At 38.9% G+C, this 22,926-nt stretch carries 20 protein-coding genes; 3 read left to right on the top strand and 17 right to left on the bottom strand.

Features of this window, described 5'->3' with window-relative positions; translation table 11 throughout:
- Window positions 1–23 precede the first annotated feature (23 nt).
- The 8 genes from B2X72_RS08725 to B2X72_RS08690 form a co-directional block, all read right to left on the bottom strand.
- Window positions 24–1,823 carry a tetratricopeptide repeat protein gene (locus B2X72_RS08725; protein ID WP_088163317.1) on the bottom strand — a complete coding sequence of 600 codons (1,800 nt, stop codon included), beginning with the start codon at window positions 1,821–1,823 and terminating at the stop codon, window positions 24–26.
- A gap of 25 nt (window positions 1,824–1,848) precedes the next feature.
- The gene (locus B2X72_RS08720; RefSeq protein ID WP_172462423.1) at window positions 1,849–2,775 is read right to left on the bottom strand and encodes a PstS family phosphate ABC transporter substrate-binding protein; all 927 of its coding nucleotides are present in this window, start codon (window positions 2,773–2,775) and stop codon (window positions 1,849–1,851) included.
- A gap of 330 nt (window positions 2,776–3,105) precedes the next feature.
- Window positions 3,106–3,993 (bottom strand): energy transducer TonB, encoded by an 888-nt coding sequence (locus B2X72_RS08715; protein WP_088163319.1) that lies wholly within the window; start codon window positions 3,991–3,993, stop codon window positions 3,106–3,108.
- Between the two features lie 31 nt (window positions 3,994–4,024).
- Entirely contained in the window at window positions 4,025–4,582 is a 558-nt protein-coding gene (locus B2X72_RS08710) for an ExbD/TolR family protein (protein ID WP_075990314.1), read from the bottom strand.
- 24 nt (window positions 4,583–4,606) lie between these two features.
- Window positions 4,607–5,269, bottom strand: a complete 663-nt coding sequence (locus B2X72_RS08705; protein WP_112375110.1) for an ExbD/TolR family protein — start codon at window positions 5,267–5,269, stop codon at window positions 4,607–4,609.
- A gap of 101 nt (window positions 5,270–5,370) precedes the next feature.
- Window positions 5,371–6,195, bottom strand: coding sequence for a MotA/TolQ/ExbB proton channel family protein (locus B2X72_RS08700; RefSeq protein ID WP_075990316.1), 825 nt, complete (start codon window positions 6,193–6,195; stop codon window positions 5,371–5,373).
- 433 nt (window positions 6,196–6,628) lie between these two features.
- Entirely contained in the window at window positions 6,629–6,979 is a 351-nt protein-coding gene (locus tag B2X72_RS08695; RefSeq protein WP_075990317.1) for a translation initiation factor, read from the bottom strand.
- A 4-nt stretch (window positions 6,980–6,983) separates the two neighbouring features.
- Entirely contained in the window at window positions 6,984–7,862 is an 879-nt protein-coding gene (locus B2X72_RS08690) for a diacylglycerol/lipid kinase family protein (protein WP_286734148.1), read from the bottom strand.
- A gap of 304 nt (window positions 7,863–8,166) precedes the next feature.
- On the opposite strand from B2X72_RS08690, the gene metK reads away from it, so the two are divergent.
- Complete coding sequence (gene metK, locus B2X72_RS08685; protein WP_201667001.1) at window positions 8,167–9,420, top strand: methionine adenosyltransferase; 1,254 nt, start codon at window positions 8,167–8,169, stop codon at window positions 9,418–9,420.
- Window positions 9,421–9,592: 172 nt separating this feature from the next.
- Window positions 9,593–9,997: a Dabb family protein gene (locus tag B2X72_RS08680; RefSeq protein WP_198386003.1), complete on the top strand. Its 405-nt coding sequence runs from the start codon at window positions 9,593–9,595 to the stop codon at window positions 9,995–9,997.
- On the opposite strand, the gene B2X72_RS08675 is transcribed toward B2X72_RS08680, so the two are convergent.
- The 6 genes from B2X72_RS08675 to B2X72_RS08650 are packed head-to-tail and all read right to left on the bottom strand — an operon-like array spanning window position 9,990 to window position 16,229.
- Window positions 9,990–11,318 (bottom strand): DUF58 domain-containing protein, encoded by a 1,329-nt coding sequence (locus tag B2X72_RS08675; RefSeq protein ID WP_286849155.1) that lies wholly within the window; start codon window positions 11,316–11,318, stop codon window positions 9,990–9,992. The genes B2X72_RS08680 and B2X72_RS08675 overlap by 8 nt on opposite strands.
- Window positions 11,318–12,307 carry an AAA family ATPase gene (locus B2X72_RS08670; RefSeq protein ID WP_286849153.1) on the bottom strand — a complete coding sequence of 330 codons (990 nt, stop codon included), beginning with the start codon at window positions 12,305–12,307 and terminating at the stop codon, window positions 11,318–11,320. Before B2X72_RS08670 ends, B2X72_RS08675 begins: the two co-directional genes overlap by 1 nt.
- Complete coding sequence (locus B2X72_RS08665; protein WP_286849152.1) at window positions 12,304–13,497, bottom strand: DUF4350 domain-containing protein; 1,194 nt, start codon at window positions 13,495–13,497, stop codon at window positions 12,304–12,306. The genes B2X72_RS08670 and B2X72_RS08665 overlap by 4 nt, the downstream gene beginning before the upstream one ends.
- Window positions 13,494–14,372 (bottom strand): DUF4129 domain-containing protein, encoded by an 879-nt coding sequence (locus B2X72_RS08660; RefSeq protein ID WP_286849150.1) that lies wholly within the window; start codon window positions 14,370–14,372, stop codon window positions 13,494–13,496. The genes B2X72_RS08665 and B2X72_RS08660 overlap by 4 nt, the downstream gene beginning before the upstream one ends.
- On the bottom strand, window positions 14,365–15,276 hold the full coding sequence (locus tag B2X72_RS08655) for an ABC transporter permease (RefSeq protein WP_286849147.1): 912 nt from the start codon (window positions 15,274–15,276) through the stop codon (window positions 14,365–14,367). The genes B2X72_RS08660 and B2X72_RS08655 overlap by 8 nt, the downstream gene beginning before the upstream one ends.
- Entirely contained in the window at window positions 15,267–16,229 is a 963-nt protein-coding gene (locus tag B2X72_RS08650; RefSeq protein ID WP_286849145.1) for a stage II sporulation protein M, read from the bottom strand. Before B2X72_RS08650 ends, B2X72_RS08655 begins: the two co-directional genes overlap by 10 nt.
- Window positions 16,230–16,343: 114 nt before the next feature.
- Here B2X72_RS08650 and B2X72_RS08645 point away from each other — a divergent pair, with 114 nt between their 5' ends.
- Complete coding sequence (locus tag B2X72_RS08645; protein WP_088163328.1) at window positions 16,344–17,075, top strand: RDD family protein; 732 nt, start codon at window positions 16,344–16,346, stop codon at window positions 17,073–17,075.
- A 274-nt stretch (window positions 17,076–17,349) separates the two neighbouring features.
- On the opposite strand, the gene fabD is transcribed toward B2X72_RS08645, so the two are convergent.
- From fabD to B2X72_RS08630, 3 genes are all read right to left on the bottom strand, one after another.
- Window positions 17,350–18,240 carry an ACP S-malonyltransferase gene (gene fabD / locus B2X72_RS08640; RefSeq protein ID WP_120335223.1) on the bottom strand — a complete coding sequence of 297 codons (891 nt, stop codon included), beginning with the start codon at window positions 18,238–18,240 and terminating at the stop codon, window positions 17,350–17,352.
- A gap of 220 nt (window positions 18,241–18,460) precedes the next feature.
- Complete coding sequence (locus B2X72_RS08635; RefSeq protein WP_286849142.1) at window positions 18,461–19,690, bottom strand: M16 family metallopeptidase; 1,230 nt, start codon at window positions 19,688–19,690, stop codon at window positions 18,461–18,463.
- A 227-nt stretch (window positions 19,691–19,917) separates the two neighbouring features.
- A complete protein-coding gene (locus tag B2X72_RS08630; RefSeq protein WP_286849140.1) occupies window positions 19,918–22,755 on the bottom strand; it encodes an outer membrane beta-barrel protein in 2,838 nt (945 codons plus the stop codon).
- Window positions 22,756–22,926: the final 171 nt, after the last annotated feature.

The raw sequence follows: 22,926 nt of genomic DNA, 5'->3' as shown, positions 1-22,926 counted from the left end.
ATTTAGAATGATTTTATTTAAGCTTATTTCAGGCCCTCTAAGTAACCTTTAACAGCTTCATTTGCCGGATCTATAGCCAATACTTTTTGGAAGCACTCCTTCGCTTTAGGAAGATCTTGCTTCACGTAATAGTAAAGTCCGATATATGTATTTGCATCGATCAAATAATTTTTATTCTTCTCTTGTGCGCCACGTTGATTGATGGTTTCGATCAATTTTTGGAATGGTGCAACAAAATCACCTTTAGGTTGCTCCAAGTTGTCCGCGGTTAAGGCAGCAAAAGCTTTATAATAAAGCGCATTGATCAAATATTTATCTTGTGCTTCTTTATTGTCTGTCGTTTCAATAACAGATAAGAAAGTCTGTGCTTTTTGCAAATCAGCAATTGCTTTATCTCTCAATTCTTGATTAACGACGACTTGTTCTTCATTCTTACTAGCAGCATCTTCCTTTGCACCGATTTGGTAATAGGCTTCTCCAGCATAGTAGTTTGCATCAAACAAATATGTTTTGTTATCTTTATAAGAAGCAACTAGCTCGAATAAAGAGGCTGCTGTCTGCAATTCTTGCTCTTGGTATTTAGCAAATGCCAACTCAGCTGTTTCTCCCAACAATTCTTTGTCTAAATCAATTGCTTTCTTAATATCAGCAATACCCTTTTGAATATTCGCCGTATTCTCTGCTGTCAATACCGGAGCCGCAGTAGCCGTGCTATCTGCACCAGCAGCCGCTGGTTTTGGGCTATTTGCAGCAATCTCAGACATACCTAGATACATATAATCCAATGGAATTACACGATCTTTTTCCATTTTGCTAAACATCTGGTTTAAGTACTCCAATGCTTTCGGATAATCTTTAGCTTTTTGGAAGGCGATATACCCCAAATAACGATAGATTTTTGGATCTACAGAAGGGTTTTGAGCTAATTCTTCAGAAACTACTTTCAAATCGTCGTATTGACGCGCGTAAACCAAGAAATCGGCATAACGGATTTTAGCTTCCAATGAATTATCACCCGCAACTTCCAGGTATTTTTTGTATTGCTCAACACCTTTTTTATTTAACTCGACATATTTCTCGTCAGAAGTACCCGGCAATCTAGACCATTGGTTATATGTTTCAGCCAACTCACGGTAAGTAGGTGCGTATGCCGGAGTTTCTGTAGCGATAGTCTGCAATTGTCCAATTGCCTCATCAAAAGCCTGCGCTCCACGTACGATAACAGCCTGTCCAACTTTCGCTTGTACTGAATTTGGATCGATATCAGTCGCTTCACCATAGCTTGTATAAGCTAATGAACCTTCTTTTAAACCACGGTATGCATCACCTAATGCGATAGGAATTGCAACATCTTTTTTGTTTTTTTCTTTCGCTTGCGTTAGGTATTCCAAAGCTTTCGCATAATCGGGCTCAGGCGTTTTTATATATGCACGACCGATTTCCAATAATGGCTCGTAATCTTTCTTACCTAATTTTGCTGTTGCCAAAGCGAATTTAGATTCAGCGCTCGCTTTATCCTTTTTCATTAAGTCAACATAGCCCAAACCTACATTGTTGATTGTAGCCTTTGGATCAGCAGCCAAACCTTGGTTGAAAATCGCAGCGGCAGAATCCGCTCTGTCGTTTACCAAATAAATTTGACCCAAATAGAAATAATTATCTCCATTCTTAGGTTGCTTAGTCACTAACTGTTGAAGGATAGTTTTCGCTTTACCATAATTTTCAGCCTCGATGGCTGCTCTAGCATCTTTCAAACTTTGTGCACTTACTGTGCCCACAGATCCCGCCAATAAAAGACTAAATAATAATTTACTGTTTGTCATAATCTATTTTTGTACTATTTATTATCTATTTAATATAACTTTCATCTCTAATAATGATCTCACGTCCAGGCATTGTAGCAGGAACCAGTCCAGCTTTCAATACAATACGTTGTCCACGATCTCCTGTCAAAAAGGCACTGAAGCCTAAACCTAAGCCCATATTCGGCTGATAGTTCATAATGTAGACAGGTCTTACAAAAGGATATAAGCCGTCGGCGATAGTAGATTGGGATGGTCTATAAAAACTGACCTTTTCGCCCTCCTTACCAACACTTTCGATGCTCAATGTACGAATTTTATCCAATAAATTCGAATTTTTTTCTACAGCTTTTAAATACCAATTATAACCAATAACGCCTACTGTATTCGCATTCTCGCTCACATATTTCATCACATCCTCACTATCTTTCAAAGCAGAAACAGCTTTCGGATCGATTTTGTTCAATTTAAAATAATCTTTCAAATAGCGCAGTGTGCTTGAATTGGCGTTGTCAAAGATCAGTCGTTGTCCTGCTAAGTTACCTTCCAACAAAGACTTAACGTCTTTTTGAGGCATTATAGTATCAGCACTGTTACGATTATTGATCAATACAACGGCATCCGACGCCATTTGGAATATTTTAGGTTGAATACCTCGCTTTTTAAAGTAGCTATCTTCCTCATTTGTCAGCTTGCGCGTCAACACAACCACATAGGCCGAATCGCCAAGCAATGCATTCACCGCTTTAATTTCAGGACGAGCAATAAGCTCCAAACTCGAATTTGGATAAGAACTCTCAAACACATCCGCAGATTCTTGGATAATAGGCAACAAAGTTTGATCCACAATAACGGGTAGCTTACCCGTTAGAATATCATCGCTCTCTTTCGTTTGCTTTGTTTTATTTTCGCAGGAAACAAAAATGCCCATACAGATGCCAAGCATCACAAGAATCATTTTATATTTTCTCATATGATACATCATAAAATAAGACAGTTTAATTAAAAAATAGTTTAATTTTTGAAGAGAGAATTGGTTTTAGCCAAAAAGAAGAGGGCAGTTAATTAAAAATTATTTTGCCAAAGCCGCACAAATCGCATAAAAGAATACAGGATCAATACGACACCAAAGATTGTTTTGTAGGTTGGATTAATCTCAATGGGAAAATTGTCCCAGAATATAATCAAAAGGCCCAAAACAAAATAAAAGCCAAACATAAATAGTCCCAAAATAGACAGAAACCGCTTCAGAGGCGATTTCTGTCTATAATTTGAACTATTATTCGAATTAAAATTTGTCATTCTAATTTTGAAGGTTCAATCGAATTGGTAAAGTGTACGCTACACGAACTGGACGACCATTTTGAATACCAGGTTTCCATTTCTTCGCTTTCTTAAGCAACCTTACGGCTGCATCACCAGTACCATATTTCAAATCGCGTTTGATATTGATGTCTGTTAAGCTACCATCTTTTTCTACAACGAAAGATACCTCAACGACACCATTTACACCATTTTCAGTTGCCGCAGCTGGATACTCGTAGTTTGAACCTACCCAAGACATAAATGCTTGCATACCGCCTACAGGCATTGGCTGAACCTCGATGGCATTAAATGGAAGAATTTCATCTCCATTACCATTTGGATCGCCTTTTGCAGCACCAGTTATTGCGCCATCTTGTTTTTTCGAACCAAATTCACCACGTGCAACAGAAGTACCAGTCGGGCTACCTTTCAAAGTAATACGCGCTGGCGTTTTATTTGGATCTTTCAACTCTTCCTGAGAAGCAACTTCTTCCACAACTTTGTTTGCAGGAGCTACTTTAGGTTCAGGGAAACGAACCAAATCTTCTTTCGGTACATCCATAGCCACTTGTTGAGGTTTTTCTTCCGGTTCTTGTGGAAGCGGCTCCTCTTCTTCAGGCTCTGGTGGTTTGATTTCTTCAAGGTCTTCCAAAGTAACTTCAGTTACTGCAGGAGGAGCCTCAACGGCTTTCTTCGGGAACAGCTTACTTCCATAAACACTAAGGAAACTGGCTATGACTACAATGCCGATAACGACAAGAAGTCCCCTGTTAGTCGCTTTAGGCGCTAGCTTACGAAGCTCATAAGCTCCGTACTCCTTATTGCGGCCTTGAAAAACGACGTCAAGCCATTCTTTCTTAAAAATATCTAATTTTGACCCTATCATCTTATTTTAGTTTTTTGTGTCAATCTAATAACTAATCATTATAGATATTGTCACGTTTTAACACGTCCACTTCCTCTGGAGTAATCTTTCCGATCATATAGCGTTTTACGTCTACAATTTTCATCTCGTCAAGAATGTCAACAAGATTACGTTGTGTACATTTATCACTCGGTCTTATGATTACGATCATGTCTTTACCGCCTGAAACGCGAGGTACATATGCCTTTTTCTCCATCAAAACCTTACGAATCCCATCTGCACCGTAACCAGCAACAGTAGGACCTTCGATCGGACGAGCAACTTGACCATATACCCAAGAGACTTTATTGTCAGAACCCAATAAAATTGTCAGGGAGCGATTATCTGCTGTAAGCAATTCATCGCTTTGTTGCTCCTTAATTTTATTTTTGTCTGGCATAGCCACATCCATCGCTTGCGGTTTATTTAAGGATGTGGTCAACATGAAGAAGGTAATCAACAAGAACGCCAAATCCACCATCGCTGTAAGGTCGACCTTACCGCCATTCTTCTTGGATCTTACTTTCCCGCCTTTGCCTTTTTTACCACTATCCTGATTTAATTCTGCCATTGTTTGTTCTTATTAAATCGTCAATTATTTCTCCTCAGCACGCATGCCTGTTATGAAACTAAATTTGTTTTGCTTTTGATTGCGCAACGTTTCAATAACTAAATTAACCGAAGGATATTTTTCATTCGCATCTGCTTTGATAGCCATCTTTAAAGGTCCTGGATGCACGAAGTTTTTATCAGATGCTTCCTTTTCTTTATTTACTTCCTCAGCTGCAAGACGGGCATTTTGAACCCAGTAATACAACTCATTTGAAGTATTCTCTGTACTATCAACCGGGATACCAGTTTGCACACCTTTTTCCGTACGCTTACTTCCATCCAGAGCTAATAATCCTTTCAATTTAGACATTGGTACACCAAAGTTTTCCATCAATTTGAAACGATCATAATCTTCTTGTGAAAAGCCAACGCCATATTTTGCTGACATTCTTTCTAGTGCTTTTACGCGAACCTGTTGATCAGTCGTACCGAAGAAAACTTTACCTTGATCGCCTATTGTGATCATACCTACATTTGAATCAGGTAACTTATCTTTTGTAGTCGATGCTGGGGTATCCACCGTCAATGCTTCCGGTTGGCGCGCAGTCGCCGTTAAGACGAAGAACGTAAGCAGTAAGAACGATACGTCACACATCGCTGTCATGTCGATCGACGTACTGGCTCTTTTTACTTTTGCTTTACCCATTTTAAATTCTTCTTTTTAAATTAAAAACTCAATCTTCTATCCTATGATGCTTTTGATTTTTGATTTCCATAAAATAAAATCAAAAACTTTCATCATAGTTCTTATTTGTGGTTTGCAGCGTATGTTTGTACGATTGAGAAACCAGCTTCGTCGATAGAGTAAGTTAATTTATCGATTTTTGCAGTAAAGATGTTATACAATACGATAGCGAATGTTGAAGTCGCGATACCAGTTGCTGTATTGATCAAGGCCTCAGAGATACCGTTTGCCAATTTAGCTGAATCTGGAGCACCACCTGTTGCTAATGCCGAGAACGCTTTGATCATACCTGTTACTGTACCTAATAGACCACATAATGTACCGATAGAAACTAATGTAGCGATAACGTTTAAGTTTTTCTCTAACATTGGCATTTCTAATGCTGTAGTTTCTTCGATTTCTTTTTGAATTGCAATAGCAGCTTTTTCAGTGTTTACTTCAGGATCTGCAGATACTGATTTGTATTTCAATAAACCAGCTTTTACAACATTTGCTACTGAACCTTTTTGTTTGTCACACTCAGCGATAGCTGAATCGATGTTTCCACCATTAATCAATGTTTGAATTTTACGAACGAAGTTTCCTACGTTACCATTACCAGAAGCTTTGTTAATAACGATAAAACGTTCTACTGAGAAAACCCATACCATCAAGAATAAACCAAGCAAAACAGGTACGATAGCCCCAGCATGGTAAACCATTCCTAAGTAGTTACCTGGATTTGGAGCATTTTCAGGATTGTTGTCAACGAAGTTAGTTGGATTGCCCATCACAAATTTCCATACACAGAAACCCACGATGAAACAGATGATGATTGCAGCTTGAGCAAAGAAAGATCCTCCGTTGTTGCTCTCTTGTTTTGCAGCAGTTTTAGGTGCGTTTGCCATTTTTCTAATTTTTAGTTTTTTACTGTTGTTTAAATATATAATGTTGTTTAAATTATATGCACTCTTATTCGCTTTTGAGACCAATTTTGCAAAGCAAATTTAATATTTAATGTCAAATTTAAAATATTCATCTCAAATATATAAAAAAAATCAAATTTGTTTTTTCAAACTGAACACACCATTAATCAGTGTTATTTTTCTCAGCAGTTCCCGTTATATAATCATTATTACTCTATGCTAAATCGCTTATTCGCAATAATTATTTTACAATGAAAGCCATTTTTTTTTTGATATGCAAAAAAATCAAGGATTTTAAACGACAAAAAGTAAGTGATTACTCATGTTTCTGAACAACTAGACATCCTACACTCAAAGCATACTTGCCTAATAGACAATTCATTAGATTTACCACGATTATCCCTGATATACTTGTTTAACCACCAACTAATTTTACGCGATACCCCTCTTTAAGTAACAAATCATAGATCTTTTGTTTAAACTCTCCCTGAATGATGACCTCCCCATCCTTCACTGTTCCACCCACTCCGCACTTCGTTTTCAACAATTTACCTAAATTCTCCAAGTCTTCCGCTTTTCCAACAAACCCCGTAACCAACGTAACAACTTTCCCCTTCCGCATTTTCCGGTCAAGCTGCACTTTTAAGTTTTGCTGATTTACAGGTAACGTATCTGCTTCCTGAAAAAAATCAGCCAGCTGATAGCTGAAGCTGTCATCTGTTGAATATACAACGCCCTCATAGGACTGTTTCTTATTTTTACTCATGATCTTAACAAATTATCTTTAATGCTTTTGGCATAATAGAAATATCCAATTTATCGCCAAGTTCGATCGGCTCCCCATCCACATGAACCGGTGACACCTTATCAATCTCGATCTGTATGTTCTTTCCAGGAATGATCTCGACATAACTGGATTGATCTGCCGATTTATTAAAAAGATGGAAAATCATCTTTGGCAAAATGTAAAGCGGAAATTTGTGCACGATACAGACATCTAAAATGCCATCGTTAACCGAAGCCTGTGGTGCGATATAGGCATTATTTCCATATTGGGGAGAGTTCGCTACGCTGATCATAAACGCTTGCCTTTCGTATACCTTTCCATCAATCGTCAATTTGTAATGTGCAGGCTGATACTTGCTGAGCACATTAAAAACGGACTTCATATAGCCCAAAGGTCCGCGAATATTTTCATTCGCAAAATTTTCACTTACAGAGGCATCAAAACCTAAACCCGCGATATTAAAAAATCGTCTATCATTAATTACACCACAATCCACCTCTATCGATTCAAAACGATTAATCCGACGGATAGCAGCAGCTTCATTCATTGGAACCCCCAAGTAAAGCGCCAGGCCGTTACCAGAACCTTCAGGAATAATCCCCAATGGAATTCCAGATCCTACCAAAGCGGAGCCCAGTTCATTGATCGTCCCATCACCACCGACCGCGATAACTGCATCATAGCCTTCTTTGATCGCTTTCAGCCCAATTTCGTAAGCATGGTTCGGTCTCGCGGTCTGCTGAAAAGTAGGATCAAACTTCTGCAGATCAAGCACATCCAGCACTTGTTTTTTAAAGGAAGTTTTATTTTTCCCCCCTGAAATAGGATTAATAACAAACAGTATTTGTTTACGTTCTGACATATCCAAAGATAGCGGAAATTACCAATTTCTTAAAATAATGTAATCTTTATACTAATTAGCGCACTTCCCTATGCTTTTAAAAGTTAAAATATAAATTTGATTTTAAATAATCCTCAAAGTATTGTAGCTTTGTCGCACAAAAAATAGAATGTGGACTGATTTGCGTGCTGTTGCGTTACAAGGCAACGACAAGGAGATTGCAACCACAGTAAAAAAGTGCTAAAAACCCTTCGCTATCACGGCTCTTATCACTTTGCTGTTATTTCATTCTAGCGCAAATCCAATATTAAAAATTACGTAAAGCATGGCTTATTTATTTACGTCAGAATCTGTTTCTGAAGGGCATCCAGACAAAATTGCGGATCAAATTTCAGATGCATTAATAGACAATTTTTTAGCATGGGACGAGGATTCTCGCGTCGCTATTGAAACACTAGTAACCACAGGACAGGTTGTCCTTGCCGGGGAAGTTAAATCAAACATATACCTCGATGTTCAGAAAATAGCCCGTTCGGTGATCCAAAAGATTGGCTACACCAAGTCTGAATACATGTTCGAGGCAAATTCCTGTGGCGTTCTTTCGGCGATTCACGAGCAGTCTGCTGATATCAACCAGGGCGTAGACCGCAAGACAAGGCAAGAACAAGGTGCGGGCGACCAAGGTATCATGTTCGGTTATGCAAACAACGAAACTGAAAATTTTATGCCTCTGGCATTGGACCTATCGCATCGCTTACTTTATGAATTGGCCGAGCTACGTCGCGAAAATAACGAAATCAAGTATTTGCGCCCGGACGCAAAATCTCAGGTTACCCTTGAGTATAGCGACGATCACAAACCAAAAAGAATCGAAGCAATCGTAATCTCCACACAACATGACGACTTCGATACGGAACAAGTTATGTTGGATAAAATTACACATGACATCAAAACGATCTTAATTCCTCGTGTTAAAGCACAATTGAAACCAGAACTTCAGTTGTTATTTAACGATGAAATTAAGTTTCATATCAATCCAACTGGAAAATTTGTTATCGGTGGACCTCACGGAGATACAGGACTTACCGGTCGCAAGATCATTGTCGATACCTACGGCGGCCGAGGTGCACATGGTGGAGGGGCTTTCTCAGGAAAAGATCCATCTAAAGTAGACCGTTCTGCTGCATACGCAACGCGCCATATTGCTAAAAACTTAGTGGCAGCAGGTGTTGCAGATGAAATTCTCGTACAGATTTCCTATGCAATTGGTGTAAAAGATCCTATGGGAATCTATGTAAATACCTATGGAACGAGCAAAGTAAATTTGACCGATGGTCAGATTGCTGAAAAAATTGCTCATTTGTTTGATATGACTCCCTACGGAATTGAAACGCGTTTGGGTCTGAGAAATCCAATTTATTCAGAAACGGCTGCCTATGGACACATGGGAAGAACACCAAGAAAAGTAACCAAGGAATTCGAAAGCTCAACTGGCGAGAAAAAGCAAATTGAGGTTGAACTTTTTACTTGGGAAAAACTGGATTATATCGATAAAGTGAAAGAAGAGTTTGGTTTGTAAGAGCCTACCCTCCATAAAAAGATAAAAGGAAGACATGATGTCTTCCTTTTTTTGTTTGTTAAAAACGCCTATTTTTCATTAAACACAAAAAACCTTTTCTCACGATGAGCGTCATTGGTATTGGTGAATTCACGAAGGTTTTGTATCTTAAAGCTTCTAAACCGTTTCAATCATGAAAAGACGCAACTTTCTTCTAGCACCCATGGTGCTCGTAACTGCTCCCACATGGGCAAATACAGTTCAATCGGATGAGGCTATCGAGTCCAGCACCATTGTACACGTTGTCAATTTTTGGCTAAAAAAAGATCTCAGTGAAAAAGAAAAAAAGAATTTTGTTGGATTTTTTGAGGACCTTCGAAAAATCGACGTCATCAAAACGCTCAATTATGGAGTTCCGGCGCAGACAAACCCGAGACCTGTCGTAGACAACAGCTTTGACTATACGTTGATTGTCACTTTCAAAAACCTTAAAGATATTACAACGTACGAGACACATCCGATTCATTTAAAAGCGATCGAAAAATATCAGCATTTGTGGACAAAAGTAATGGTCAAAGATACCTCCATCATTAAATAAGGCCACGTGCCTTAATTTCCAAATATTTGTTGATGGAGTTAATGGTCAGGTTTTCCGGTGCTGTATAGATTGTCTGAAACCCATTGCGAATCAGTTCCTGTACGATAAGTTGTTTCTCATAGATAAACTTTTCAGCAATGACCTGGTTGTAAATATCTATTGTCTTTTTCGGCGTACTCTTCGCTAAATCCTCTATTTCTACGTTTTTAAAAACAACAACGACAATAATGTGGCTTCTATTTAACATCGACAGATAATTTAGCTGACGTCTTAAGGAATCTAAGGTCTCAAAATTTGTATAGACAAAAATCAGCGAACGTTTATTAATATGTGCATTGGCATAACTATATAATCTTCCAAATTCCGACTCCTCAAATTTGGTCGACACCTGGTATAGTGCCTCCGAAATCTTGTGCATTTGATTATTCCTCTTCTCAGCCGCTATAAATGCATTGATATCCTTTGAAAAGGTTAATAATCCGGCACGGTCCTGCTTTAAGATGGTCGCATTGGAAAGAACGAGTGCTGCATTGATCGAGTAGTCCAATAAGGTAAGACCGTTGAATGGCATACGCATTGCCCGACCTAAATCAATAAAAGAATAAATTGGCTGAGACTTCTCCTCTTCGTACTGATTGACCATCAGCTTCTTTACTTTTGCAGATGCCTTCCAGTTCATGTGTCTATAGTCATCCCCCTGCACATACTCTCTAACATGGTCAAATTCCATAGCCGAACCAATCCGTCGAATACGCTTTATCCCCAGTTCATTCAACCGATTACTTGTTGCCAAAAGCTGGTATTTTCGGAGTTGAATATAGGATGGATAACAGGGTATTTCCTGTTCTTGATTGGTAACAAACCTTCTTTTGAAAAATCCAAAACGCTTAACCAAAGCCATACAACGACCAAACTGATAAACTCCCCTTTGTGTGGGCCGCAAGGAAAACGAAATTTCCGAACGCTGAAAGGCCAGCAAACTTGTCGCAAAATCTTTATCCCGAATTTGAAGCTGTACCGGAAACTCCTCCAAAATATCCACTTTTGTCCCAAACGGGTAAAAAGAATTCACAATCAGACGCATCGGGTTTTCATCGCCATTGGATAATTTTTCAGGATATATCCTTGTGATCTCAATTCGCCCCTTTCCTGAAAACAAGACAATAAAATCAAAAGCCAAAACAGCCAACCATATCCAAAAAACAATCCAAGCCACAATCAACAATCCTTTAACGAAAAAAGAAAATGTAAAGAGTGTTGCTACACCTAATAGGGTGTAGAAGAATTGATTTGTTAGAAAAAGCTGCCTTAATTTCTTCATTATCTTGGAATTTCTACAGAATTAATGATTTGGTCGATGACATAAGCGGTGGTAAATCCTTCCATTTCCCTTTCTGGAGTTAACATAACACGGTGGCCCAGTACGGCAGATGCCACCCTCCGAATATCCTCAGGAGTAACAAAGTCTCGGCCTGTCAAGGCAGCTGAAGCCTTTGCTGATTCCAACAAAGCAATAGAAGCCCGCGGTGATGCCCCAAGGGTCAAACTTGGATTCGTGCGTGTCTTTATAATAACTTGAGCAATGTAAGTTAACAACTCTTCGTGAACAAAGATAGATTTGATCAATTTCTGGAATTCTAAAATTTCTGCGGCCGAAACTACAGCCTGAACCTGATCCTCTTTATTCTCTGCTTTTTGGGCATGGTGCTCCTTTAATATTTCCAGTTCCTGTTCAAGTTCAGGATAATTCACATTGATCTTAAACAAGAAACGATCGAGCTGAGCTTCCGGCAATCGATAAGTACCTTCGTGTTCGATGGGGTTTTGTGTCGCAAAAACAATAAACGGTCCTGGCAATCGATAGGTCGTTCCATCGACCGACACTTGTTGCTCCGCCATACTTTCAAAAAGTGCGGCTTGTGTCTTTGCCGGAGCACGATTGATTTCATCGATTAAAACAATATTTGCAAAAATAGGTCCCCGACGAAATTCAAATTCATTACTTTTCAAATCGAGTATCGACGATCCCGTTACATCCGAAGGCATTAAATCCGGTGTAAATTGAATCCGCTTGAATTCACTGTGAATAGTTTTGGCAATCAATTTTGCGGATAATGTTTTTGCCACCCCAGGCAAGCCCTCGATCAAAGAATGCCCTGAAGCCAAGATCGAGATTAAGAGCATGTCAATCAATTGATCTTGCCCAACGATTACTTTTTTCACCTCCGACTTTACCTGCGCCATTTTATCGAATAAAACGGACACATCTATTCGATTTTCAAAAGATATATATTTATCGAAGTCACTCATATCATTTTTGCTTTATGTTTAAATTCTTCTATTGTATCATTAATCAATTTGAGATCAGCCACATCATGTTGTTTAGCATCTTGCATACGAACAATCAGCCTGATTAAAGACTGTGTCTCTGCGAGCGAAACCCCAGACCGCTCGGCCAGTTCCTCACTGAACTCTTCTTCCCGCAACATCAGCGTGTCCAAATGAAAGCGCATCCGAAGATCGTGCAGGAAGTAATCTATTTTTTTTGCGACCATATTACCTGGTGCACCATTTTCATAATATAAAGTAGCGATGGTTCCACAGAACTCCTTCGAGAGATTTGGTTCCGGACTCACTACCGCCACAGCCCGCTGCTCACGTCTACTTCTAAACACAAGCAAAAGGACTAGCCCCGCTAACAAAACATACCAGGCTTGCCGAAGACCATCATTCATAAGCAATACACGCAAAGGTGTCCGATATTGCTCCATATTCGCTTTAAAATCATACCAAGCGATCGGCTTATCATTTAGATAAGATAACGACTTCGCAACATAGGCATATTGCGAGGCGGAATTCAGCAAGTAATAGTTCCCAAATAAATCAGGGGTCAGGTGAAGATAGAACGTTCCTTTACCAAATTGAACCGCGATGAAGTTCGGTAGCGCAAATTCCTTATAGGTGATCGAGCCCAAAATAGTCGCATTTTTAGGAAGTTTTTTAAATACTTCGCCAAGATCTGATTTACTGTAATGAATTTTATTGTTATCGTTCATCAACCGAACGCGCAACTGACTTTTTATATCTACACCTTTTTTAAAACCATAGAAATTATCTGCTTTCAAACCCAGGGAATCCAACAGATAATTATCAATATCCTCAGCTACAATCATTGCTTTCCCACCCCGGTTTACATAATCAAGTAACTTATCTTCCGCGGCTTCACCCATCGAAAAATAGGAGGTATAAAAAAATAAGTTAGCGTCTGTTTTCTTTGTGCTATCCAGATACTCATACAATGGTCGCTCAATCGTTGTATTCTTTTGATCAATGATATGCTTCAGTTCTTGACGCAATACATAAGCTCCAAAGGGATTTTTATCCTTTGCATCAAAAGTCCGATCCCAGATAATAGGTTTCTTACTTGTTGCATCGATAAGAGCTATTAGCACTAACACAACAGTCAATAATATCAATCCAAATTTTACCGATCCCTTCATTTAATCTGTTTTTGATATTGGTGAAACAATTGCTGATATTGACTAAAATTGTCTTCTGCCAATTCAAATTGACCAAACCAGACATAATCAAATATTCTTGTACATTCAGCAAATCCACGACGGAGCTCCTCGTTTTGAATCTCTTCTGCAAATTCAGCATTTGTTTTGCTCAGCTTCCATTTTATATGATCTGATTGCGCTAGTTTCTGAATATTCAATAGCTGTAAGTATCGGATTCCCAACGCATAATTCCTTTGCGCAATAGCCTCCTGAATGTAAGGTTCTAGATTGCTATTCATCAGGTTTCGCTCTACATACGCTAAAACGTCAAGTTCACTCTCTTCTTCACTATGTTTAATAAAATATTGTTTTCTGTTGTAGAGCACTTTATAAAGGATAAACGCTAACGCAATAACAGCTAAAAAAGCAAATACATAACCAAACTCTTCCCGAAATTTATAGGGATTATCTGGCATGATACTTCCAATCCAGTCCGCGAGCCGCGCAAGGATGCGCTGTAATACGCCTACGCGATCCTTAATATTTTCTGAATAAACAAAATCATCAGTCTCGTAACGTTTGATGATATCCTGATAAGGATCCATTTTAAACGAACGTTCTTCGGTATATTTTGGGATTGAATCAAATAATGTTGGATCCCACAGGTCAATTTCATCGTTTTCCTGTTGGCCATTAGGAGCTTTTACGGCTATTGAGTCAATAGCGACAGAATCTGTTCCCACCAAGGTCGAATCTATTCTCACATTGAGCGAATCGATTCTATCACTATTGGAATCCGTATCCCTTGGTTTTGGATCACAAGCATAAAAAATGGATAATAAGGCGATACCAAAAAAAACGAAGAGTCTATTCATCTTTTCCTCCTATCTTTTCGATCATGCCATAAATACGTTCTCCAAATTTGAGGTCCTTGGCCGTTTCATAAATAATACCATTGGCCAAAACACCGGACATATACAGAAAAAGGGTAAATAACGTGATAAATAAGCCTCCCAATGTCATCAGCAGTTTTCCCCAGGATGAATCAAAAAAGGCGGCATCTATACCTAAGAAGTTGAATGATAAAAGCCCCATGATAATCAAAGGAACTATGGAAATCATCATGACCGCCATTTGAAAAATAAAATTCACGATATAGGTCGCGATACCATATTGAATCAATTTTTTGCTCAGCATCACATAGGCATCTGTAAAACAGCTCCCTAGATCCGAATAACCTTCCCGATAAAATAAAAATGAGCAAAATAACCAAATGCCGACCATCGACCCCAAAATACCGATCGCAAAACTCCCGACGAAAGGGATAAAAGCACAAATTGCAGCGACGATGGCCAGGGGAATAAAGACGACAATTAACGCCAATATCATGGCAATTAAAAACATAAAGTATTTCCCGAGGTTTGATCGGAAATTCTTCAGCACCTCTGCGCCCGAAAATGCTGTACTTTTGCGCTCTTTGAGCAGTAAAAAATATTCGATAGAAATACCATAAACGTAAAGCCCCAAAGCTACCAGCGCCAAAATGAGTAATCCAGCCCAAGTAAAAGCATCGATATCCTCAAAAGAATCACTGTTGGCAGAGAATGTGATTTTTGTAGACAGAAAATAATAAACCAAGGCAATCCCTGCTAGAGGTACCGCAGATAAACCAAAAATAGTAGAAACAAAGTGTCTATAGATCAATTTAAAAAGATCTATGAAACTTTGAACAAAGTCCCCTACCTTCCGTTCTTTTTGAAACTCAAAATCTATTTCCATTGAAATCGTTTTGCTAGTCGATAAGGATTAATAACATAAAAATAAAGGATAGCCAGTAAGGATAAAACGATAATCAATAAGCATAACCAAATTGACACATTATAATACCGTGTTACAAAACCTTCCAATGTACCAGCGATAATAAAAAAAGGAATTGTGCTGACGAGAACTTTCATCGCAATCTTTGCTGCGCGGACGAAAGATGTCAAACGTGTAAACGATTTGGGAAATAGAATGCTATTACCGATGGCCAACCCGCATCCTCCAGCCACAATAATTACCGAAATCTCAATAGTGCCATGAATCCAAATCGCCGACATGGCTTTCCCCATAACGCCGTACTGGAAAAACATATGATGAAATGCACCAAGCATAATACCATTGCTAAACAAAACATAACCTGTTCCTACACTGAAAAATAGTCCAGCAGCAAAGGCCATAAAGGCAACCCGCACATTATTAATCGTAATCCAAATTGCTGACCCAAAGTTACTCCCCTTTTCATATACCGCAGCAGGATCTCCTGCTTTTATGCTTTCTATCGTCGAATCAACATAGTAGTCACCTAAAATAAGCCGAATAAAATCCATATCGTATACAGACGACACAAAACCAATGACCGAAGCCAAAACAAAAATTAAAAAGGAGTATAACAAAGGTCTACGGATGGACCAAATTGCTTGTGGTATCTCTTCGGTGATAAAAGATTTAAACTTATTATTGGAAGCTTTCTGATCTTTATAGATTTTCTGATGGACGGTCACGGCCAGTTCATTCAGATAAGCCTTTACCTTACTTTCAGGATAAAAGGTTTGCGCATACGCCAGATCATTTGTGAGCTCAATGTAATTTGAGGCCAATTCATCTGGATCAACCTGCATATTAATTGATAAATTATTTTCAATTAACGTCCATTTTTCTTTATTTCGTTCTACAAAGGATGCTTCTCTCATTAATTTTTTTAACTGGCATAACCAAATATAGGAAATATCCATGATTGAAAAGCACAAATTAGAGCTAAAATGACCTAGATATGCTATATTACATTAAATTCAACTAATTTGCATATGAATAAGCTTGAGATAAATACGGCACAAAATGTAAAAATCGAATATAATCTTGCCAGTCTTGGCTCAAGAATGATCGCATTTGCAATAGATTATTTTATTATAGTCTGTTATTATTTCTTTTGCTTTTTTCTCTTGGACAGCATTAACATGAACACAGGAGATCCCTATCTCTTTTATGGGATTATGATGGCATTGACCTTACCTGCATTTTTTTATACTTTGATTACTGAAACAGCCTTCGGAGGCCAAACAGTAGGCAAGAAAATCATGAAAATAAAGGTCGTCAAACTTGACGGCTCACGTGCCAACTTCTATCAATACTTGTCCAGATGGAGCCTATCTATCGTAGATATCTGGATGACGATGGGTGGTGTCGCCATTACTTCGATCGTTTTATCCAAAAATGGACAACGCATTGGAGATATTGCGGGTGAAACTTCTGTTATCAGTCTCAAACCTACCTTAAAATTGAGCGACACAATCTATGAAGAGACATTCGACAATCACCCTATCCTATTTCCTCAAGTGATTAAATTGAGCGACAAGGATGCTAACTCAGTCAAAGAGATCTATCAAACAGCTTTTGATAGAAGAGACGTAGGAATTTTAACTGCTTTAGTACAACGCCTGGAAACGGTGATGGAGGTTAAACATCCGGAAAAAATGACCCCCAATGATTTTGTCCTGCAAGTTATGAAAGATCATTACAGTATGTTTAAGGATAAATAGTTTTTAAGCCCATCGTTGATTCTGCATTCTCTCGGTCAAAAGACGGATATTGATCGGAGCTCGTTCGGTGTTTCTTCGCTTCCAACCGAAGAAGTACCGAACGAGCTCCGAAGAAGCACCGAGTAATCTCCGAAAATGATCCCTATGTCTTATCCATTTTTACAGGTAATTCTTGATGTGATTTGGATTTTTCGTTCATAAAAAATGCCCTCAAAAAGTTGGACACTTTTTGAGGGCACTGCAAAATAATTCCTTTTTTATACTGAATATTTTGTTACGCGGTCACTGATGCTGCGGAAGTCTGAACTTGACGGTCTACCTTCTTAACCAGTCCCTGCAATACATTTCCTGGACCAACTTCTACAAAAGCTGTTGCACCATCGGCCAACATATTTTGTACTGTCTGTGTCCACCGTACAGCGCCAGTTAATTGCGCAATAAGGTTTTGCTTGATAACCGCTGGATCTGTCTGTGGTTTGGCATCGATATTTTGATAAATCGGACAGCTAGGCGACAAAATGTCTACAGCTTCTATAGCCGCTTGCAATTCCACTTTGGCAGATTCCATCAATGGTGAGTGAAATGCTCCACCCACGTTTAATTTTAATGCGCGCTTAGCACCAGCCTCGGTCAATAAAGCACAAGCTTTATCCACGCCTTCAATAGATCCCGAAATAACCAATTGTCCAGGACAGTTATAATTTGCAGCTACCACGACATCATCAACCTGAGCACAGATATCTTCCACTATAGCATCTTCCAGACCTAATATCGCAGCCATCGTCGAAGGTTGAAGCTCACATGCCTTTTGCATCGCATTGGCGCGTTGTGCAACCAATTTCAAACCATCTTCAAAGCTCAATGCACCGGCTGCTACCAAAGCCGAAAACTCACCTAATGAGTGACCTGCAACCATGTCCGGTTGAAAAGACTCTCCCAGCGCTTTCGCCAAAATAACCGAATGCAAGAAAATAGCAGGTTGGGTTACTTTCGTTTGTTTCAACTCCTCGTCTGTACCGGAAAACATGATATCCGTGATGCGGAACCCTAAAATATCGTTAGCCTGTTCGAACAAGGCTTTCGTTTCATCATTTAAATTATACAGGTCTTGCCCCATTCCAACAAATTGGGCCCCTTGACCAGGAAATACATATGCTGTTTTCATCCCTTATATTTTTTATTCATTTATTTGTCTGCTACCATAGGTATTGAATCTGCCTTCGGCAGTCAATGGTTGAGAAGAACGAATTCCCGTAAGCGCAAACTTAGATAAATTGCTTTTTATATGCAATATAAATTCATGTCAGCCAGCTATTATTCCCATCGTCGGCCGATCGATCTCATATTATTCATCTTCTCTGAAGAATCTATACAGGTCCTTAAATTCAGTCTTCGGGGACAAAACTTAGCGACAACATCTTCTTCGGGTCAAATACATCTTGCGCTATTTCCAGCAGCTCTGTATTCGTCAAATCCTGAATTTTTTCAATTACTTCGTCCAATAAAATGACACGATCATAGTCCATCACGTTTTTCGCGGCAGAGATAATCATACTCATACGATTCTCTTCGGTCAAAGCAATCTGCCCAATAAATTTCTGCTTCGCCTTTTTTACCGCAGTTTCAGATAGCGGTTGCTCACTCAGCTTCGCAAGTTCTTTAAAGACGAGTTTTTTAGCTTTTTCAACTTTTTCTTCATCGGTACCGAGGTAAATACTAAATAACCCTGTATCCGAAAAAATAGTATAATTAGATTCAATGGTATAGGCTATTCCATATTTCTCCCGTATGGAGAGATTCAGGATAGATCCCATTCCCATTCCACCAAGCATATTATTTAAAAGCAGCAGCCCCGTCTTACGGTCATCTCGATAATTATAAGCTAAAGAACCGAGCATATAATGCACCTGATTGATTGGCTTGCCTACGGCAACATGCTGTTCAACAAGTGGTCTGACGTCATTGCGGAGACGTGCTATCGTATTTGAAGGCACGGTCCCAAATACTTTGTGCAACAATCGCTCAACTTCTTTTAGCGTATAATTGCCCGTGATACCAATAACCATTTCATTTGTATCATAATTTGCCCGCATAAAATCGACAATATCACCCTTTTGCAGTGCAAGAAGCTGATCTTCCAGGCCCAAAATATTATGCCCTAAACCCGATCCCTGAAAAACCAGATCTTCAAAATCGTCCACAATAGACTCTTCCGGGCTATCCAGATAAGATGCCATTTCATCTACAATGACAGATTTTTCTTTATCCAATTCTATATCGGGGAAAGTGGAATGAAAGAAGATATCTTCAAAAAGATCTAACGCACGATTTAAATAAGGCTGAAGAATAGAGGCATGTACACAGGTATACTCTTTCGTCGTATAAGCATTTAAATCTCCGCCAACGGATTCCAAATGATTTATAATCTGTTGTGTAGAGCGTCTTTCAGTACGCTTAAATAAAAGGTGCTCAATAAAATGGGCTACACCATACTTTCCAGCAGACTCGTCCCGAGACCCCGCGTTGATGACCATGCAGACATGAGTAACCGGTAAATTTTGATATTGAAATACTACGCGTATTCCGTTTGAAAGTCTAATAATTTCGTATTCCATGCAGTACAAACTTGCTGTAGCTTCTTTTAGTTTATCTATTTTTTGTGCCCATTAACCTTGACAGTCTTCCCTAAAACAAAAAATACAAAATCTTACATTTTTTGCTACGTTACTCAATCTTCAAAATCGTATGGGCATATGAAGTCTTCACAAAACTAGGCATTTTTAAATGCAAAACGGTCATAGCGAAATCACTATGACCGTTTTTATATCCTATGGGAATCAGATTACATACGCGGAGGTCTCATTCCGCCCGGAAATCTATTCTCTCCTTCTGGATTTCCCATCGCAAATTTTTGGAATTTATAAGTAAACAGAATCATAAAATATCGACCCAAACGGTTGGTACGGCTATCTGTAATCATAGACTCACTCACCGTTCTTGAAACATTCGTTTGCTGATTTAACAAGTCAAATGCTTGTAGACGCACAGTACCACGTTGTTGACTCAAGAACTTCTGCTCCAAATAGGTATTTATGACGAAAGGATTTGCATTAATACCGGCTCCATAACCACTGTTGAATTGCTTGGATAGATCCGCTCCGAAAATGGTTGTTTTTGTTATGTTAACAGAACCAATCAATGTTGGTGTCCAGGACGAGACATTCGTCGTACGATTTGTCAATGAATTCTCTGTATGATTAAATTGGTAGCGTACCCCTGGATTGATTTCTAGGTTCTCGGAAGGATTATATCTAAACATTAAACCTTGATTTAATACAATATTCCGGGCGATGTTCTTTTGACCTACGTTATCATCTTTCTCTGTGGAAACATATCCAATATTTTTATTGTAAGACACACCCCCCATTAACATAATATTATATGTTTTTTCTTTCAGTGATTTACCATAATGATAGAAAGAACTCACATTAAATGGCTTATCGCTTGTTTCATTCAAATAGCGGGTTTCAGAAACTAACGTTGAATTTGTTTGGCCAGTTTGATAATCCATTAAATCATCAAAATAGCTTTTGCTCAAGCTCACAATCTTGTTGTTAGTCAAACCGGCATTAACGAACGCAAAGAAGTTGTTTCCTTTTTGAAAATCATTCTTACGGAATCTTACATTCAATTGATGGCTAAATTCCGGATTCAGATTGGCGTTACCGATCACAATACTCGTCCGGTTTGTACTCATATCAAACGGCAAGATCTGCGTTACTGAAGGCTCATTCGGTGTTCCCGAATAATTGACAGAGATATTGGACTGTCTCGAAAATTTATACTCAAAACGTGCAATAGGCATCCAGTTCATATTGTTGCGATGAATTGGCACGACTAACCCTGAACTGATCGCATCACCTCTTAATTGAGAAGGCTGAGCAGCAGCTCCAATGGAATAGGTTATTTTATCGCCACTATACAAATAGTTTGCCCCGATTTTATGTGTTGTGAACGAATAATCATAATTATAATCAAAATTCAACTTGGGATCTTCTGCAATAAGGTTTCCATCGCGATCAAACCCTTGTTGTTTATTCGAATTGTCATACTTGTTTTTGTTGAAGTCATAGGTAAACTCTACTTTTCCCTTCTCAGAAACAGGTTCAGTATAATTCACTGAAGCGCCCCCATTCCAACTTTTATTATTTGCTTCTAGAATCGTTTTTTCATAGATCGAATCTAGAGGAGCGTTTGCATTGTTGGGATCAGCCAATAGCCTATCTAAAATGGCATTCTGATCCTTCGTTGTTTTTGCATTATTGAAGTTCATGTTTACAAAAACATTCCTTCCTTTGTCATTAAATTTATGGTTGTACAATCCGCTAATCCCAAATCTCGGTGCAGTAGAATTTGCAACAATATCTTGGGCCTGTGAATTATTAAATACACTACTACGGTAAGTTAGCGAATTAGTACCTGTCGTTACATCACTATTGTCGTAACCAAATTGAGGAGAAATTTTGATATAGTCTTTCGTTGTAGGCTTCCATTCAACATTTGCTTCAAAACGGTGGCTTGCTCCTACTGTATTGGAATTAGATTGAACACTGTCCGTTTGCATGATATTAGGTAGTGTATTTTCCTGAAAGCGCTGCGAGATTGTTGTATTGTTGCTATGGCTATAACTGTAACTACCGTAAACCGTCAATTTATCATTAAAGTCTTTACGGTAATTCAGCCCGATAGAACCGATTTTAGTTAAACCGTCCGATCCGCCAAACATGCCGCCGCCGCGACGGCCGCCACCACCTTGGCCACGACGCGCACCGCCACCTACAGTACTAAAGTCAAATAAGGGTGCATTGGTATTGTTCAAATTTCCCAATACAGAAATTTGTTCACCTTCGCGCATCCCCATCCACATCCCTGTAGCCTGGTAACGATCTTCGGTTCCCACGCCTGCCCGTAAGGTAGTCATATGTCCTGTATTGTATTTTGGGTCAATCTGAATATTTAAGACTTTTTCTGAATCACCCGTTTTATTACCGGTTACATTGGCCATATCGCCATAATCATCGATGACCTGCATCTTTTGGATAATATTTGCCGGTAGATTTTGTGTAGCTGTCTTTACATCTCCACCAAAAAAGTCCTTACCATTTATACGAACCCGCTTAACAGACTCCCCTTGTGCCGTTACATTGCCGTCTTTATCGACTTCGACCCCTTGCAACTTTTTCAAAGCATCCTCTGCAACAGCCCCATCGCGGAGTTTTAGATCTTTCATGGTATATTCGAGGGTATCACTTTTGACAACGACTGTAGGGACTCCATCAACAACAACTTCTTGTAGCATCTGTGAGTTCTGTTGTAAAGTCAAACTTGGAATAATATGCTTTGATTCGCCTTTAGGGATACTAAATTCCTGCTCAAAGCGTTCGAACCCAAGGTTTGAAACAGTAATTTTAAAGGTGTCCGCCTTGACTTTATCAAAGATAAAAATCCCGGCCATATTAGATCCTGTCGTCATGGAATCCAATTTTGACGTTAATTTCACTGTTGCACCGGCGACAATTCGATTCTTGTCGTCCTTCAACATTCCCTGTATGCTCTTCGTCTGGCCATAAACGGTCCATCCCATCAGCATACTAAATAAAAAAAGCACAAAGCCTCTCATAATACGTATTTTTATATTTCTATAATTGATAAATCTTTGACTCTAAAACTATTGCTCAAGTTTAATTTGAAACAATATGGCCTAGACAAGAACAAACTTTTATTTTGTTAATGGAAATTATTCCAACGTTTTAATAGTCTAGCGCTCTTAATCTTTACAAAAGAAGACATT

Source organism: Sphingobacterium sp. UBA7253 (genome assembly GCF_002472745.1).
In the GTDB taxonomy this organism is placed as follows: Bacteria; Bacteroidota; Bacteroidia; order Sphingobacteriales; family Sphingobacteriaceae; genus Sphingobacterium; species Sphingobacterium siyangense.
The sequence above is the reverse complement of the archived record's forward strand: the minus strand, read 5'-3'. Positions and strand labels throughout refer to the sequence as shown.